Here is a 16,221-nt window from a genome sequence, read left to right on the forward strand (position 1 = left end):
ATGCGCGCGCTCGTCACCGGAGGATCGGGCTTCCTCGGCTGCGTGCTGATCGAGCAGCTTGCGGCAGGCAACGCCCGTATCCGGAATTTCGATCTTGCTTCCGCCGAAGATCATCCGTCCAGTGTCGAGTATTTCGCAGGCGACATCCGCGATGCCGCCGCGGTAGACGCCGCATGCAAGGATGTGGACGTAATCTTTCACGCGGTCGCGCAGCAGCCACTCTCCAAAGATCCCGCGCTGATGCGGAGCGTGAATATCGACGGCACGCGTAACTTGCTCGCGGCCGCGCTGAAGAACAAGGTGGGGAAAGCAATCTTCTTCTCATCCACGTCCATCTTCGGCGTGCCGGATGAATTGCCGATCCGCCGCGCAACACCAGCGACCCCGGTCGAAGCTTATGGCCGCACGAAAGTTGCCGCGGAAGAAGTATGCCGCGAGTTCATTGCAAAAGGACTAGACGTAACGCTGATCCGCCCGCGCACCATCCTCGGCCACGGCCGCCTCGGCATTTTCCAGATGCTGTTCGAGTGGATTCGCGAAGGCAGCAATGTTCCGGTGCTTGGTTCGGGTAACGCCGAATTCCAGTTCATCCACGCGCGCGATCTTGCGGATGCCGCGATCCTCGCCGCGCGCCGCGCAGGACCCGCAATCTACAATATCGGCACCGACCGTTTCGCTTCGGTGCGCGCCACGCTCGAAGCCCTTTGCGCCCATGCCGGCACCGGCGCGAAGGTAAAATCCGTACCCGACGCACCGACAAGGCTATTGATGGCTGTGCTCACGAAGCTCGGCGTTTCTCCACTGGGCAATTATCATTACCTCGCCTACAGCAAGCCGAGCTGGTTCGATATTTCCGACGCGCAACGCGAACTCGGATGGCAGCCGAAATACTCCAACGACGAAATGCTGATCGAAAGCTACGACTGGTATCTCGCCCACCGCGAAGAAGTGGCCCGCTCGAAATGGGCGAGTCCGCACAAATCAGGCGTGAAACAAGGCGTGCTGAAGCTGCTGATCAAGCTGCTGCGTTAAACGCAAAGCCTTCTCACGAAGAAAATCCAGAACCCGGCGAAGTTCAGTTCGCGTTGCGAGCGCGGCGAAGCCGGTTGACCAGCTCTTCGGTGGGATAACCATCGGCGGGCAAATTAAACTTCTGCTGCGCTTTCTGAATCGCCTTACGCGAGGCTGCGCCCAGCTTTCCGTCAACGCCGCCGACGTCATAACCCGCACGCACCAGTAATTGCTGCAATTCTCGCGCCTGCTCCATCGAGAATGCTTCCGGCTTGCCATTGCCCTTGCGCAGCGGCGGCGCGCCCGCGATGCGCGTCGCGAGATAAGCGGCCGTGGTCGAATAGATCAGCGAATGATTCCATTCGAGATAGACGCGGAAGTTCGGATAAACGAGGAACGCTGGCCCCAGACGTCCCATCGGAAGCAAAAGCGAAGCATTCGGTGCGTTATCAGGAAGCGCCTTGCCATCAGGCAACGTCACGCCCCATTCGGCCCACTTCGCATGCGGATGCATGATGTCGAGATCGGCCTGGCTCCAGTCCATTTTGTTCGGTACCCGCACTTCACGCATCCAAGGCTCGCCCGGCCGCCAGCCGATTGACTTGATGTAGGCGGCGGTGCTCGCGAGCACGTCCGGTACAGAGCGCAGCAGATCGACGCGGCCATCGCCGTCGAAATCGACGCCGTGATTGAAATAATGCGAAGGCAGGAACTGCGTCTGCCCCAGTTCGCCAGCCCATGAACCGATCATGTTGTCCGGCGTAAGATCGCCACGCTGGATAATCTTCAACGCTGCGATCAGTTCGCCGCGAAAGCGCTCACTGCGGCGGCAATCGTAAGCCAGCGTTGCAAGCGAACGCAGCACCTCGAATTTGCCGATACCCGCGCCGAAATCGCTCTCCAGTCCCCAGAATGCGACGATCACCGGAGCGGGAACGCCGAATTGTTGTTCGATCTTCTGAAACAGCTTGGCGTGCTTCTTGATGAGTTCCTGCCCGCGCGGCGCGCGGCCGCCGCCGGTCATACGATTGGAGAACTCGAGAAACGCTTGGCTGAAAACGCGTTGCCCGCGGTCGATGCCGATGATCTTCTGGTCCAGCGTGAGCAGATGCTCTGTGCGCGCAAGCGTGCGCGGCGTGATGCCTTGCGCCAGCGCATCTTTCTTGAACTCGGCGAGCCAGCGGTCGAAGCTGCCGGTGTTGCGGCACGCGGGTGCGGTCTGCGCGAAAGAAGGTTCGGCAACAACGAGAACCAGCGCCGCAGCCAGCAATCCGCACTTGAGGAATTTCATCCCGCCCCCTCCGTCCGCAACGGAAGGCAACCTACGGTCGCGGCAGCGGCCGGGCAACCGTGACGCTACGAATAAGCGAAGATGTTACTCGGCGGCTTGCGGCGCGCGGGCATATTGCAGGCCCAGCTTCTGCCAGACCTTGAGCAACGCCTCGACCAGTTCGCCGATCAGCGCGTCGGTATGGAACGGCGTCGGCGTGACCCGCAGCCGCTCGGAACCGCGCGGCACGGTGGGATAGTTGATCGGCTGGATATAAATGCCATGTTCGGCGAGCAGCATATCGCTTGCCGCCTTGCACAGCGCGGCATCGCCGACCATCAGCGGGATGATGTGGGTGTTGCCCGGCATCACCGGCAGTCCCGCCTTGAACAGTTCGGATTTTGCGCGCGCTACCTGCGCGCGGTGTCCGACGCGTTCGGCCTGCGATGTTTTCAGGTGGCGGATCGAAGCCGTCGCCGCCGCGGCAACCGCAGGCGGCAATGCTGTCGTGAAGATAAAGCCCGGCGCGAAAGAGCGGATCGCGTCGCAAACATTCTTGCTGCCCGCGACATAACCACCGACAACGCCAAACGCCTTGCCGAGCGTGCCCTCGATCACGTCGACCTGATCCATCACGCCGTCGCGTTCGGCGACACCCGCGCCGCGCGGACCGTACATGCCGACCGCGTGTACTTCATCGAGATAAGTGAGCGCGCCGTAGCGCTTCGCCAGTTCGCAGATCGCCCCGATCGGCGAAACATCGCCGTCCATCGAATAAATGCTCTCGAACACGATCAGCTTGGGCCGGTCGCCGGCCGCGCGCAGCAGTTCTTCGAGATGAGCAAGATCGTTGTGACGGAAGATGACCTTGTCGCGGCCGGACTGGCGCACGCCCTCGATCATCGAATTATGGTTGAGCGCGTCGGAAAGAATGAGGCAGTTGGGCAGCAGCTTCGCGAGCGTTGCGATTCCGGTTTCGTTGGAAACGTAGCCGGAGGTGAAGACCAGCGCCGATTCTTTCTTATGGAGATCAGCCAGCTCGGCTTCGAGTTCGCAGATCGCCTGGCTGTTTCCCGCGATATTGCGCGTGCCGCCAGCGCCCGTGCCGCAACGCTGCGCCGTCTCGGCCATCGCGTTGATGACGGCGGGGTGGCGGCCCATGCCGAGGTAGTCGTTGGAACACCAGATGACGATGTCGCGCGGCCCTTCCGCCGAATGCCAGACGGCACGGGGAAAACGCGCGGTTTCGCGCTCGATTGCGGTGAACACGCGATAGCGCCGCTCGGAACGCAGCCCTTCCAGCGCCTGATCGAACAGTTTTTCGTAGTCGGAGGACTTCAACGCGAGCCTTCTTGCTTGGCGATTCTGCTACTGCCTCGGCACATTCGTCCTTAGAACAGTATCAAGAAAGTGCCAGAACGTCGCGGCGACACCTTGTGCCGGATCAATTAGGGTGCCGAATGGTAATTAGATACAGTTTCACCGTCCTGCCAATGTTGCGACGCAACATATCTTGCCGGCACAAATTCATCATTGGTTTACCGGCGTTAACCCTTTGGAAACTATGAACAGGGAAATTTCTGCCTAGTGACCCCTGAGTCCCGGGGGTGGCTGGGGGAATTTTCGTGAACGGAATTATCGAATTCGTACGCACCCTGGGCGCGGCCCGGATCGCAGCCATGGGCGCGGTCGCGGCCGCCCTGATCGTGTTTTTCGCCTTCGTGATCTCGAAGGTATCGGCCCCGGCGATGGCCCCCCTGTTCACGGAACTGGCGGTCGAAGATTCCGGCCGCATCGTGAAGGAACTGGAAGCCCAGGGCATCGTCTACGAACTGCGCAACGAAGGCAGCATCATCCTGATTCCGAAAAATCAGGTAACCCGCGTCCGCATGCGCCTCGCCGAAAACGGCCTGCCGCGCGGCGGCTCGGTCGGTTACGAAATCTTCGACCGCAGCGACACCCTCGGCACCACGTCTTTCGTCCAGAACGTGAACCACGTCCGCGCGCTGGAAGGCGAATTGTCGCGCACCATCCGCTCCATCGACCGCATCGCCGCCGCACGCGTGCACCTCGTGATCCCGGAGCGCCAGTTGTTCGCGCGCGACCGGCAGGAACCCTCGGCCTCGATCGTGTTGCAGGTCCGCGGCACGCTCGAACTCTCGCAGGTCCGTGCGATCCGGCATTTGGTCGCAAGCGCCGTACGCGGGCTGAAGGTCGAGCGCATTTCCATCGTCGACGAACGCGGCCAATTGCTTGCCGACGGCTCTTCGGACCCGGCGGGCGCCGGCATCACCGGATTCGACGAACGCAACGCCGCCTATGAACGCCGCCTGCGCGAGCAGGTCGAAGCGATCGTGACCAGCGTGGTCGGTGCGCAGCGCGCCCGCGTCACTGTCGCCGCCGAACTCGATTACACCCGCGTGCAACAGACGTCCGACAGCTTCGACCCGGAAAATAAGGTGGTCCGCTCGACGCAGACCCGCGAGGAGCAGGCCCTCACCGCGAGCACGAACAACAACGACGGCGTCACCGTCTCGAACGATCTGCCGGGGCAACAGCAACGCAACCAGAACCCGCAGCAGGCGCAGCCGCGCGATTCGACCAAGAAGACCGAAGAAGTCATCAACTACGAGATCACGCGCACCACCCGCACCGAGGTGCTGGAGCCGGGCCGCATCAAGCGCCTCTCGGTCGCGGTGCTGGTGGATGGCACCTATACGAAGAACGGCAACGATATCGCCTACACCCCGCGTTCGAAGGAAGACCTCGACCGCATCACCGCGCTGGTGCGCTCCGCCATCGGCTTCAACGACAAACGCGGCGATCAGGTGGAAGTCGTGAACCTGCGTTTTGCCGAGCCGGTCGCGGTCGTGCCGCCCGCGGCGGAAGGCGGCATGTTCGGGTTCCTGCGCTTCACCACCGACGACATCATGCGCGTGGTCGAAATCGGCGTGATGCTGATTCTCACCGTACTGGTTCTGCTGTTCGTGGTGCGCCCGCTGGTTCGCCGCATCATCACGCCCGACGAGAATGCGCGGCCTTCGCTTCCCATGACACCCGCGCCCGCACTGGCGCCGCCAGCACCTGAAGGCGGCCACGCTTCGCCCGCTCCCGCGGCGGCGACGGCCTCACAAGCATCCGACCATCCCGCCGCGCGCCTTATCGAGTCGGCGCAGATCATGGGCGAGTCGCATCAGAAGTCGATGCAGAAGGTCGGTGAACTGGTCCAGAACAACCCGCTCGAAACCGTGTCAGTTATTCGCCAATGGATGAACGAGAAAGTCGCCTGAAACTAATGAACCTGGATCAGGCAGGAAAAAACAAGCGGCCGCCGATCCCGATGCACAAGGGCCGGCCGCTGACCGGCGTCGAGCGCGCCGGCATCCTGCTGCTTGCGCTGGGCGAGAACCACAGTTCCGAAATCTGGAAGATGCTGGACGAAGACGAAGTGCGCGAGCTTTCCGTTTCGATGGCGCGGCTGGGCGTCGTCGATTCCGGCGTGGTCGATACGCTGCTGGTCGATTTCGTCGGCCAGGTTTCCGGCAACGGTGGCCTGCTCGGCAATACTTCCGCGACCGAGCGCCTGCTCACGCAATATCTGCCGAAAGATCGCGTGAACGCGATCATGGAGGAAATTCGCGGACCCGCCGGTCGCAATATGTGGGAAAAGCTCTCCAACGTGCCGGAGGAAGTGCTCGCGAATTACCTGAAGAACGAATATCCGCAGACCATCGCGGTGGTGCTTTCGAAAATCCGCACCGAGCACGCCGCGCGCGTGATTTCGATTCTGCCGGAAACGCTGGCGCTCGACGTCATCAACCGCCTCATCAAGATGGAAGCCGTACAGAAAGACGTGCTGGAGCGCGTCGAACAAACGCTTCGCACCGAGTTCATGTCCACGCTGTCCTCGACCAGCAAGCGCGACCCGTATGCGCAGATCGCGGAAATCTTCAACTATTTCGACCGCAGCACCGAGACCCGCTTCTTCGGCGCGATGGAAACGGATAACAAGGAAGCCGCCGACCGCATCAAGATGCTGATGTTCACCTTCGACGATCTGTCGAAGCTCGATACCGGCGCCGCGCAGACGTTGTTGCGTCATGTGGACAAGGGCAAGCTCGCCATCGCGCTGAAAGGCGCGAACGAGAACATCCGCGAATACTTCATGAAGAACATGTCGCAGCGCGCGGCCAAGATGATGGCCGACGAGCTTGCGAACATGGGTCCGGTGCGCCTGCGCGAAGTGGACGAAGCGCAGGCCCTGATGATCGCGACCGCGAAAGACCTCGCCGACAAAGGCGAGATCGTGATCGCGAAGGGCGCGAATGCCGACGAGGAGCTGGTGTACTGACATGACTGCTCCCGCCCGCCCCGCCAAATACATGTTCGATATCGCCTTCGACGGCGGGCCGCTCGCCGTGCTCGGCAGCGGCGCGAAAGCAGCGCTCGATGCCGCCGAGAAGGAAGCCTATCGCCGCGGCTACGAAGCCGCGAAGAAGGAAGCGGAACAGCGCTGCGCCGATCAGCTAAGCCGCATTGCCGCTGACATTCATCTTGTGGTGGGCCGTCTCGCCGCGACCGAAACGCGGCTGGAACGCGAAGCCATCGACGTCGCCTGCGCGGTCGCGAACCAGCTTTCCAGCGCGCTGATCGCGCGGCAGCCACTCGCGGAAATCGAGGCGCTGGTGCTCGACGTGCTTTCGCATGTACGCGCGGCGCCCCATGTCGCGGTGCGCGTCGCGCCGGAAATGAGCGAAGGCGCGGCCGCGCGGCTGCGCAAACTCGCGGAAGAACGCGGCTTTGCCAGCCGTCTCGTGATTCTGCCGGACCCGAACCTGAAGGGCGATGATTGCCTGATCGAATGGGCGGACGGCGGCGTTGCGCGCGAAGCGCAAGCGATCCAGCAGCGGATCGCGGAAGCCATCCAGAATTTTCTCGGCGCGGGAAACACCGCGCCCAAAGTGCCGGAGAAGTAACCGATGAGCGACGATAAAAAGCCGCCGCTGCCGAACCTCGAATCCGACGTCGACCTGGTCAATCCGGCGGCGCCGCCGACGGTGCCCGACGACAATGGCGGCGAGCGCAACGCGCACGATCTCGAAGCGGTGTTCGACGTTCCGGTGCATGTCTCGGCCGTACTGGGCCGCACGCGCATGGATGTCGGTCAACTGCTCAAGCTCGGACCCGGCACCATGCTCGAACTGGATCGCAAGGTCGGCGAGGCCATCGATATTTTCGTGAACAACCGTCTCGTCGCGCGCGGCGAAGTCGTACTGGTGGAAGACCGGCTCGGCGTGACCATGACGGAAATCATTAAAGCCGACCGGACCTGAACCGGCGGGCGGAGAGAACCATGCGGCTGCTCATCATCGGAACCCTCAACGGCCAGCTCAGCGCGGCCACCAAGATCGCCATCGAGCGCGGCGCCACCGTGACGCACGCGGTCGATAACGAACAGGGCTTGAAGGTGCTGCGTGCCCGCGGCGCTGATCTCATCATGGCCGATGTCGGCCTCGACATCCGCGAACTGGTGACGAAAATCTCCGACGAGCGGATGCACGCGCCGGTCGTCGCCTGCGGCGTCGAGAATGATGCGCGCGCCGCGGTCGATGCCATTCATGCCGGCGCGAAGGAATACATCCCGCTGCCGCCCGATCCCGAACTGATCGCAGCCGTGCTGGCCGCCGTCGCCGACGACGGACGCGACTTCGTGTTCCGCGACGAAGCGATGGCGAAGGTGGTGCGCCTCGCCGCGCAGGTCGCAGGTTCGGAAGCCTCGATCCTGATCACCGGAGAAAGCGGCACCGGCAAGGAGATGCTCGCGCGCTACGTGCATGTGAAAAGCCCGCGCGCCGGGAAAGTTTTTGTCTCGGTCAACTGCGCCGCGATCCCGGAGAACCTCCTTGAGTCCGAACTGTTCGGCCACGAAAAGGGCGCGTTCACCGGCGCCATCGCGCGCCGCATCGGCAAGTTCGAGGAAGCGAACGGCGGCACGCTGCTGCTCGACGAAATCTCGGAAATGGACGTGCGGCTGCAGGCGAAGCTGCTCCGCGCGATTCAGGAACGCGTGATCGACCGCGTCGGCGGCACGCGCCCGGTGCCGGTGGACATCCGCATCGTCGCAACCTCGAACCGCAACTTGACGGAAGAAGTCCGCGCCGGCCGCTTCCGCGAAGATTTGCTCTACCGTCTCAACGTCGTGAACCTGCAAATCCCGCCGCTGCGCGAGCGGCCGCAGGACATTCTCGAACTCGCCGAACACTTCATCAAACACTATGCCGATGTGAACGGCGTCGAAGCGAAACCGCTTTCACAGGACGCCAAGCGCGAACTGCTTCGCAACCGCTGGCCCGGCAACGTGCGCGAGATGGAAAACACCATCCACCGCGCGGTGCTGCTCGCTTCCGGCGACGAGATCGGCGTCGAGGCGATCCGCCTGCCCGACGGCACCCGCATCGACGACGCCTCGCGCGGTCCGGTCGCCCATGCCACGGAAGTCGCGGGGCAACTTGCAGCCACCCTCGTCGGCCGCACCGTCGCCGATGTCGAGCGTCACCTGATTCTGGAAACGCTGAAGCACTGCCTCGGCAACCGCACCCACGCCGCGAACGTGCTCGGCATCTCGATCCGCACGCTTCGGAACAAGCTCAACGAATATTCGGCGGAAGGTCACGCTATCCCGGCGCCCGCCAGCGGCGTCGCCGCCGCATAGCTTCAAGACCCTGAAGACCCCAAGGCCCAACGGAAAAGGCCGGACAGAAGTCCGGCCTTTTCTTTTGATTCGGGTCCCCCGATACGGCGGCGGGGAGCCTTCCAAACGCTCCCGTTAACCATTCGCTAACCATAAGGGAGGCAATTTTTGCCGGGGGAGCGCGCCTGTACGGGCGCGGAGAATCATTATGAGCGACGCGACCGCCGGCAACGTCAGTTACAAGCCGAAAATGCCGACTGCGGGCGAGATCGGCGCCATGATGCGCCGTGGCGACCTGATGCTGGCCGCCGCCGTCATCGGCATTCTCGTCGTCCTCATCATGCCGCTGCCGCCGATGGTCCTCGACCTGCTGCTGGCGCTGTCGATCATCCTCTCGGTCCTGATTCTCATGACCGCCCTGTTCATCCAGGGTCCGCTGGAATTCTCCGCCTTCCCGACCGTGCTGCTGATGGCGACCATGTTCCGCCTCGCGCTGAACCTCGCCTCGACACGGCTGATTCTCACCCATGGCCATCAGGGCACGTCGGCCGCCGGTCACGTTATCGAGGCGTTCGGCAACTTCGTGATGGGCGGCAACTTCGTCATCGGCATCATCGTGTTCGCGATCCTGATCATCGTGAACTTCGTGGTGATCACCAAAGGTTCGGGCCGCATCGCGGAAGTCGCGGCGCGCTTCACGTTGGACGCCATGCCCGGCAAGCAGATGGCGATCGACGCCGATCTTTCCGCAGGCCTGATCGACGAGGACACCGCCCGCCAGCGCCGCAAGAACCTGGAAGACGAAAGCTCCTTCTACGGCGCGATGGACGGTGCGTCGAAGTTCGTGCGCGGCGACGCCATCGCGGGCCTGCTGATCGTCTTCATCAACATCATCGGCGGCATCGTGATCGGCATGGCGCAGCAGGGCCTGACGTTTGCCAAAGCCGGTCAGGTCTACACGCTGCTGACGGTCGGCGACGGCCTCGTCACGCAGATCCCGGCGCTGATCGTCTCGACCGCGGCGGGCCTTCTCGTCTCGAAGGCCGGCGTTTCCGGCGCGGCCGACAAGGCGCTCATCAAGCAGCTCTCGCATTACCCGAAGGCGCTCGGCATGGCCGCGGGCGTCATGATCGTGCTGGCGATGCTGCCCGGCATCCCCTCGCTGCCGTTCCTCGCGCTCGGCGGCGGCGCTGCCGCGCTCGCCTTCGTCGCGACCCGCAAGAATAAAGCGGCCGCGCAAATGCAGGCCGCCAAGGTCGCGAGCAAGGAGCCGAGCCTCCCGCAGGAAGAACCGATTTCCAGCGCGCTCAAGATCGACGACCTGAAAATCGAAATCGGCTACGCGCTGCTGCCGCTTGTCAACGGCCCGGACGGTTCGGATCGCCTCACCGAGCAGATCAAGGCGCTGCGCCGCTCGATCGCGAGCGAGATGGGCTTCGTGATGCCCGCCGTTCGCATCCTCGACAACGTGCAGCTCGAATCGAACACATACATCGTCAAGCTGAAGGAAGTGGATGCCGGCACCGGCAAGGTGCATCCGGGCAGCCACATGGTCATGGACCCGGCGGGCGGTCAGGTGAACCTCGCGGGCATCCACACCACCGAGCCGACCTTCGGCCTGCCCGCGACATGGGTGGACGATTCGCTACGCGAGGAAGCAAGCCTGCGCGGCTACACCGTGGTCGATGCGGCCACCGTGGTCTCGACGCATCTCGCGGAAATCCTCAAAGCCAACATGGCCGACCTGCTTTCCTACGCGGAAGTGCAGAAGCTCCTGAAAGAACTCCCCAAGGAACAGGCGGAGTTGCTGAAAGACATCGTGCCGAGCCAGATCACCGCGTCCGGCATCCAGCGCGTCCTGCAACTCCTGCTCTCCGAACGCGTTTCGATCCGCGACCTCGGCACCATCCTCGAAGGCATCGCCGAAGCGGTGCCGGGTTCGCGCCATGCCTCGCAGATCGTCGAGATGGTGCGCGTGCGTCTCGCCCGCCAGCTTTGCGCGCAACACACTTCGCCCGCCGGTTATCTCCCGCTCATTTCCCTTTCGCCAAAATGGGAAACGGCCTTCGCCGAGTCCATCGTCGGACAGGGCGAGGAGCGCGCACTCGCAATGCAGCCCTCGAAGCTCACCGAATTCGTGAACGCGGTACGCGAACGCTTCGAAGACGCTGCGCGCCAGAACGAAGCGCCGGTCCTGCTGAGCAGCGCCAGCGCGCGGCCGTTCGTGCGCCAGATCGTGGAGCGCTTCCGGCCGCAGACCGCCGTCATGTCACAGGCCGAGATTCACCCGCGCGTGCGGCTGAAAACGGTCGGCAGTGTCTAGCCGTCCTTCTTCGCGGGCGGCAGTTCGATGCCCTTCACAACGCCGATGGTGCGCTGGGTCAGCGTATATTTCCCCTGCGGATGATCGACGTACTGGAAGAACTGGTTCGTGAACGTGCCCTGGAAACAGGTGATGCGATACGATACGAACGGCAGCGGTAATGGCCGCAGGATTTTCTCGAACACGCCCGGCCCGGTGATTTCGTGGACGCGGATCGTCTGCGGATTTTCAACATTCTGCGCGATGCGCTCGATCAGCGTTTGCAGGTTCGGATTACCCGCCACGCTCGCAAAGAAACAGTTAGTGAGCCGGTTGTTGCGGTCGATCATGTAAAGCTCGGCTACATCCTTCGGAATGATGTAGCCGAGCGGCCAGACCGTGTGCGCGTCGATATCCATGTACGCGCCGCCGAATTTATGGATCGCGAGCAGCCGCCACAAATCCGCGCGCGCCGCGCCAAGCTGGATCTTCTCGTAGGTCGCCAGATATTGCGGATAGTTTTCCTTGATGAAGGCCACCCGCCCGTCGTCGAGCATGAAGCGGTATTCGTAGGTCGGCGACATCATCCGGTTGAACAGGTAGTTCACATAGACCGCGAGCGTGACGCGGTCGGTGTAGTTCGTCTGCCAGATGATCTTCGGAATCTTGTGGCCGGAGCGGCCTCGCACCAGCGGCGCAGCGCGATGTGGAATGGAGAAGCGCAGGTTCGGGGCAATCCAGTGGAGGACGTAGAACGGACCCTTCAGCAGATTGCCAAGCTTGATGATGCGGCCTGCGAGGTACCTGAAAACAACCGTCATCGGAGCGACGCCCTGAGCGAGTTTCTGCGCGGACGTTCTATTGGCCGGATTTCAGCGGCTGCTCAATAGGCTGCTCGATGGCATGGGCGGCTTTCGGACCGGTCAGACTTGCAATCACGGGACCGCCCACCAGCGAAAAACCGATATAGACGAGCAAAATGGCGGTCGCAGCCACGCCTGCGAAGGCGGTGTAGCGCCAGCGCCGGACATCGGCCAGCAGTTCGGCCGCGACATCGGTGCCGCGTTCGCGCGAAAGCCTGTGCACCATATCGGCGAAGCTGTCGCGCCGCGCGCGCTGCAGCTGCGGTGTGTCGCGCCGCCTTCCAACGATAGCAGTCCAGATTTCTGCGGGAGGCTTGCGCGGCGCAATCAGTTCGTTCAACGGCCCTAGCCGGCGCTCCCACACCACGATGGAAGCGGCATAGGCCATATCCTCGGCCGCGCGCGCCTCGACCGCCTCGCGTTCTTCCAGCGACAACGTGCCGAGCACATACTCACCCGCGATCAGGTCGGTGTCGTGCAGCACGCTCATGCAGGCACCCGCGAACGGATATGTTCGAGGCTGCGCAACAGCCAGGTCCGGATCGTGCTTTGCGGCGCGTCGAATTCGAGCGAGAGCGCCTCGCGGCTCCAGCCGTCGTAGTAGGCGAGCAGGCTCATCCTGCGCAGGTCGCCGGACAGTTCGGCGAAGGCCGCGAGCAGACGCTTCAGTTCGGGACTGTCGGCGCTGATTTCGCTGTCGCTTTCCGCTTCCGGCATCGGCTGGCGATAGGCGTCGAGCGGAAGGCTGGCCTTGCCGCGCGCAGCATCGAACGCCGTCGCGCGTGCAATCGTCAGCAACCAGCTAAGCGGCTTATGGACCGACGGATCGTAGAGGGCAGCACCTCTCCATATCCGCAAATAGGATTCTTCGGCCGCGCCCGCCGCCGCATCCTGCTCGCGCAGGATCCGAAGCACGGTCCCGTAAACGTGCGGCGATGTGAGTTGATAGAGCCGTTCGAACGCAGGCGCGTCGCCGTTTGCAACGGCATAAATCAAGTCTTGCAATCGGTCCGATCGCGCAGCCAAGCCGACTCCCCCGCCGCACAATCTAGCCAAACACGGCAAGACTGTCCGCAGAAAGGGAAGCGCTCCCCGGAATTAAGAGGCTACGTCGGCTCGACGACGGAAGATGGTATCGGACTGCCTAGACGCGGACGCGCTGAGCGCCGACGCGATCCATTTCGGCCTGTTCGCGGGCGGCTTCCAGACCGCGTTCGCGGACCTGATCGCGCTCCTCGAGGATCTCGACTTTCTTCAATTCCTCGAAGGCGTCGGCCAGTTGCGCGCGGGCATCCTCGAGCTGGCCGTGCAGTTCGGAGGCCGAGCGCTTGAGGTTGTCGCGGCGGGTCATGGCCGCCTTGGCATAGGTCGGATAGGCGAAGTGGCCGGGGTCATTGATGCCGGCACGGTCCTGTTCGACGGCGATTTCGCGGTCGAGGTCGGAGGCCATGCGCTCAAACTCGGCGACCATCGCCTCGATCTGGGCGACCTGACGCCGCTTTTCGTCGACCTGAAAGCGCTTCAGGCGGATAAGGGTTTCACGCGATTTCATCCCGGCGATACTCCACGCGACCGGTTAAGACTCGGATACTGCACTAGCGACAATTTGAGCGAGTGCGCGGTAACCATCGCCCAGATTGGTTTTTTCTTCCTTACCTTGGGAAAGAAAAGTCTCCAGTGCCGGATTGAGCCGGATCGCCTCGTCCACCTCCGGGGAAGACCCCTGCCGGTAGGCGCCAAGGCGGATTAACTCCTCCATGTCGCCATAGGTCGCCAGCACCTGCCGGGCTTTCAGCACCGAAGGATAGAACTCCGGGTCGCTGGACTTCGGCATAGTGCGCGAGATCGACTTCAATACGTTGATCGCGGGATAGCGCCCGCGCTCCGCGATGGCGCGCTCCATCACGATATGCCCGTCGAGGATGCCGCGCACCGCGTCGGCGACCGGCTCGTTGTGATCGTCGCCATCCACCAGCACGGTGAAGATGCCGGTGATGGTGCCCTGATCGGCCGCACCCGGCCCTGCCCGTTCCAGCAGCCGCGGCAATTCGGAGAACACCGTCGGCGTATAGCCTTTCGCGGTCGGCGGCTCGCCCGCGGAGAGGCCGATTTCGCGCTGGGCCATCGCGAAGCGCGTGACCGAATCCATCAGCACCAGCACGTCTTTCTGCTCGTCGCGGAAATACTCGGCGATGGAGAGCGTCAAGAGTGCCGCCTGCCGCCGCATCAGGGCGGGTTCGTCCGAGGTCGCGACCACGACCACCGAGCGCTTCAATCCTTCCTCGCCGAGATCGTCCTGCAAAAACTCCTGCACCTCGCGGCCGCGTTCGCCGATCAGTCCGATCACCGCAACATCGCAGGCGGTGTAGCGCGCGAGCATGGACAGCAGCACCGATTTGCCGACGCCGGAGCCGGCGAAGATGCCCATGCGCTGTCCCTTGCAGACGGTCGTAAACGTATTCAGCGCGCGCACGCCGAGATCGAGCGGGCTGCCGACGCGCTTGCGCGCATGGGCGGAAGGCGGCGGCGTGCGAAAAGAATAAGGAGACGGTCCGGGCAGGATCGGCCCCTTGCCGTCCACCGGCTGGCCGTGGGCGTTAACGACCCGGCCCAGCCAGGAGGCCGAGGGCCGGACTACGTTGCCTGCACGGGAAACGATGGCCCGTGCGCCTCTACGGACTCCCTCGACCGCCGCAAAGGGCATGGCGAGGGCATTGTCGCCGGCAAAGCCAATTACTTCGCAGGGAACGCCCTCTCCCGTGCCGGTTTCCAGCACCAGACGGGCACCGACCGGCATGGCGTGAACCGGTCCCGCGACCTCGATCATGAGGCCTTTCACGGCGGCCACGCGGCCATAAATGACCGTGCCGTCCAGTTCGGAAATCTGTTCCGCCAGCGCCTTCATGGAGAATCACCGCTTAACGGGCCAAGTGTCTGTTTACCCGATCTTTACCGGCTTCGTTAATGATCGGGTCATGCCTTGGATCGAAGGAGCCGCAGGACGCGGGTCTTATTCAAGGGTGTCGCTTGGCCTGGCTTCTTGAAGTCGGACTTTAACCGGGCGATCTGGGAAATATCGCGTTTTGCCAGCAGGTTACGGCGATTCGCGAAGAAAATCACAGATCGCTCTTGTGGGACAGAATCAGATTCTGTTAACCATTGCTGGTTAGCGTCGCGAGTCGAGAAAAGAGTCAGTCCGGGCACGCAGGCGGGGCGGGTCCTGGAATTGGTTTCGTCCCCCAAAGAGGCCTGGATAGGGGATTGGCATGCGCGTTCTGCTGATCGAAGACGATAGCGCGACGGCGAAAAGCATCGAACTGATGCTGAAGTCGGAGAGCTTTAACGTTTGGAAGACCGACCTCGGCGGCGATGGCGTCGATCTCGGAAAAATCTACGATTACGACATCATTCTCCTCGATCTGAACCTGCCCGATATGTCCGGGTACGAAGTTCTGAAGTCGTTGAGAGTCGCGAAGATCAAGACTCCGATCTTGATCCTCTCGGGTCTCGCCGGCATCGAGGACAAGGTGAAGGGTCTCGGCTTCGGCGCCGACGACTATCTCACCAAGCCATTCCACAAGGACGAGCTGATTGCGCGGATCCATGCGGTCGTGCGCCGCTCCAAGGGTCATGCGCAGTCGGTCATCAATACCGGCGACCTCGTCGTGAACCTCGACCAGAAGACGGTCGAAGTAGACGGTGCCCGCGTGCACCTCACCGGCAAGGAATATCAGATGCTGGAGCTGCTCTCGCTCCGCAAAGGCACCACGCTCACCAAGGAGATGTTCCTCAATCATCTCTACGGCGGCATGGACGAGCCGGAACTGAAAATCATCGACGTGTTCATCTGCAAGCTGCGCAAGAAGCTCGCGAATGCCTCGAAGGCGCCGGACTGGCCGGAAGGCAAGAACTACATCGAGACTGTATGGGGCCGTGGCTACGTGCTGCGCGAACCCACCGCCGCGGACGCACGCATCTCCGCGTAACGTCAACGGCATACAAGATTCAAAACCCCGGCCTGAGGCCGGGGTTTTTGTTTGAGTTACCTCGTCGATAAGTAAACTAATCGTCGTCGCCTACCGAT

General features: G+C 62.6%; 15 protein-coding genes. 8 read left to right on the top strand and 7 right to left on the bottom strand.

What is annotated here, in order from left to right; genetic code table 11:
- On the top strand, positions 1–1,032 hold the full coding sequence (locus KF794_11920; GenBank protein QYK44470.1) for an NAD-dependent epimerase/dehydratase family protein: 1,032 nt from the start codon (positions 1–3) through the stop codon (positions 1,030–1,032).
- Between the two features lie 43 nt (positions 1,033–1,075).
- On the opposite strand, the gene KF794_11925 is transcribed toward KF794_11920, so the two are convergent.
- Together KF794_11925 and hemA are read right to left on the bottom strand one after the other, a co-directional pair.
- Positions 1,076–2,302, bottom strand: coding sequence for a lytic murein transglycosylase (locus KF794_11925; protein QYK44471.1), 1,227 nt, complete (start codon positions 2,300–2,302; stop codon positions 1,076–1,078).
- 84 nt (positions 2,303–2,386) lie between these two features.
- Entirely contained in the window at positions 2,387–3,622 is a 1,236-nt protein-coding gene (hemA, locus tag KF794_11930; protein QYK44472.1) for a 5-aminolevulinate synthase, read from the bottom strand.
- A gap of 284 nt (positions 3,623–3,906) precedes the next feature.
- Between hemA and fliF the strand changes: the two genes are divergently transcribed.
- From fliF to flhA, 6 genes are all read left to right on the top strand, one after another.
- Positions 3,907–5,571 carry a flagellar M-ring protein FliF gene (gene fliF / locus KF794_11935; protein ID QYK44473.1) on the top strand — a complete coding sequence of 555 codons (1,665 nt, stop codon included), beginning with the start codon at positions 3,907–3,909 and terminating at the stop codon, positions 5,569–5,571.
- Positions 5,547–6,632 carry a flagellar motor switch protein FliG gene (fliG, locus tag KF794_11940; protein QYK44474.1) on the top strand — a complete coding sequence of 362 codons (1,086 nt, stop codon included), beginning with the start codon at positions 5,547–5,549 and terminating at the stop codon, positions 6,630–6,632. Before fliF ends, fliG begins: the two co-directional genes overlap by 25 nt.
- 1 nt (position 6,633) lies before the next feature.
- Complete coding sequence (gene fliH / locus KF794_11945) at positions 6,634–7,257, top strand: flagellar assembly protein FliH (GenBank protein QYK44475.1); 624 nt, start codon at positions 6,634–6,636, stop codon at positions 7,255–7,257.
- Between the two features lie 3 nt (positions 7,258–7,260).
- Positions 7,261–7,614 (top strand): flagellar motor switch protein FliN, encoded by a 354-nt coding sequence (gene fliN / locus KF794_11950; protein QYK44476.1) that lies wholly within the window; start codon positions 7,261–7,263, stop codon positions 7,612–7,614.
- Between the two features lie 20 nt (positions 7,615–7,634).
- Positions 7,635–8,993, top strand: a complete 1,359-nt coding sequence (locus KF794_11955) for a sigma-54-dependent Fis family transcriptional regulator (protein ID QYK44477.1) — start codon at positions 7,635–7,637, stop codon at positions 8,991–8,993.
- 187 nt (positions 8,994–9,180) lie between these two features.
- A complete protein-coding gene (flhA, locus tag KF794_11960; GenBank protein ID QYK44478.1) occupies positions 9,181–11,295 on the top strand; it encodes a flagellar biosynthesis protein FlhA in 2,115 nt (704 codons plus the stop codon).
- Here flhA and KF794_11965 read toward each other — a convergent pair.
- From KF794_11965 to fliI, 5 genes are all read right to left on the bottom strand, one after another.
- Complete coding sequence (locus KF794_11965) at positions 11,292–12,095, bottom strand: hypothetical protein (GenBank protein ID QYK44479.1); 804 nt, start codon at positions 12,093–12,095, stop codon at positions 11,292–11,294. The two genes, flhA and KF794_11965, sit on opposite strands and share 4 nt — an antisense overlap.
- A gap of 37 nt (positions 12,096–12,132) precedes the next feature.
- Positions 12,133–12,627 carry a hypothetical protein gene (locus KF794_11970; GenBank protein ID QYK44480.1) on the bottom strand — a complete coding sequence of 165 codons (495 nt, stop codon included), beginning with the start codon at positions 12,625–12,627 and terminating at the stop codon, positions 12,133–12,135.
- Positions 12,624–13,133 carry a sigma-70 family RNA polymerase sigma factor gene (locus KF794_11975; GenBank protein QYK44481.1) on the bottom strand — a complete coding sequence of 170 codons (510 nt, stop codon included), beginning with the start codon at positions 13,131–13,133 and terminating at the stop codon, positions 12,624–12,626. Before KF794_11975 ends, KF794_11970 begins: the two co-directional genes overlap by 4 nt.
- Before the next feature lie 148 nt (positions 13,134–13,281).
- Positions 13,282–13,689: a flagellar export protein FliJ gene (gene fliJ, locus KF794_11980; GenBank protein ID QYK44482.1), complete on the bottom strand. Its 408-nt coding sequence runs from the start codon at positions 13,687–13,689 to the stop codon at positions 13,282–13,284.
- Positions 13,690–13,713: 24 nt separating this feature from the next.
- Positions 13,714–15,042 carry a flagellar protein export ATPase FliI gene (fliI, locus tag KF794_11985; GenBank protein ID QYK44483.1) on the bottom strand — a complete coding sequence of 443 codons (1,329 nt, stop codon included), beginning with the start codon at positions 15,040–15,042 and terminating at the stop codon, positions 13,714–13,716.
- Between the two features lie 361 nt (positions 15,043–15,403).
- Between fliI and KF794_11990 the strand changes: the two genes are divergently transcribed.
- Positions 15,404–16,123 (top strand): response regulator transcription factor, encoded by a 720-nt coding sequence (locus KF794_11990; protein ID QYK44484.1) that lies wholly within the window; start codon positions 15,404–15,406, stop codon positions 16,121–16,123.
- Positions 16,124–16,221: the final 98 nt, after the last annotated feature.

Source organism: Xanthobacteraceae bacterium (assembly GCA_019454205.1).
Lineage (GTDB): Bacteria > Pseudomonadota > Alphaproteobacteria > Rhizobiales > Xanthobacteraceae.

Excerpts from the sequence above, each read along its gene's own strand:
- fliJ (QYK44482.1), bottom strand. The coding sequence starts at position 13,689 with ATGAAATCGCGTGAAACCCTTATCCGCCTGAAGCGCTTTCAGGTCGAC.
- fliI (QYK44483.1), bottom strand. The coding sequence starts at position 15,042 with ATGAAGGCGCTGGCGGAACAGATTTCCGAACTGGACGGCACGGTCATT.
- KF794_11925 (QYK44471.1), bottom strand. The coding sequence starts at position 2,302 with ATGAAATTCCTCAAGTGCGGATTGCTGGCTGCGGCGCTGGTTCTCGTT.
- fliG (QYK44474.1), top strand. The coding sequence starts at position 5,547 with ATGGATGAACGAGAAAGTCGCCTGAAACTAATGAACCTGGATCAGGCA.
- fliN (QYK44476.1), top strand. The coding sequence starts at position 7,261 with ATGAGCGACGATAAAAAGCCGCCGCTGCCGAACCTCGAATCCGACGTC.
- fliH (QYK44475.1), top strand. The coding sequence starts at position 6,634 with ATGACTGCTCCCGCCCGCCCCGCCAAATACATGTTCGATATCGCCTTC.
- flhA (QYK44478.1), top strand. The coding sequence starts at position 9,181 with ATGAGCGACGCGACCGCCGGCAACGTCAGTTACAAGCCGAAAATGCCG.
- KF794_11990 (QYK44484.1), top strand. The coding sequence starts at position 15,404 with ATGCGCGTTCTGCTGATCGAAGACGATAGCGCGACGGCGAAAAGCATC.
- KF794_11965 (QYK44479.1), bottom strand. The coding sequence starts at position 12,095 with ATGACGGTTGTTTTCAGGTACCTCGCAGGCCGCATCATCAAGCTTGGC.
- KF794_11970 (QYK44480.1), bottom strand. The coding sequence starts at position 12,627 with ATGAGCGTGCTGCACGACACCGACCTGATCGCGGGTGAGTATGTGCTC.
- KF794_11920 (QYK44470.1), top strand. The coding sequence starts at position 1 with ATGCGCGCGCTCGTCACCGGAGGATCGGGCTTCCTCGGCTGCGTGCTG.
- KF794_11955 (QYK44477.1), top strand. The coding sequence starts at position 7,635 with ATGCGGCTGCTCATCATCGGAACCCTCAACGGCCAGCTCAGCGCGGCC.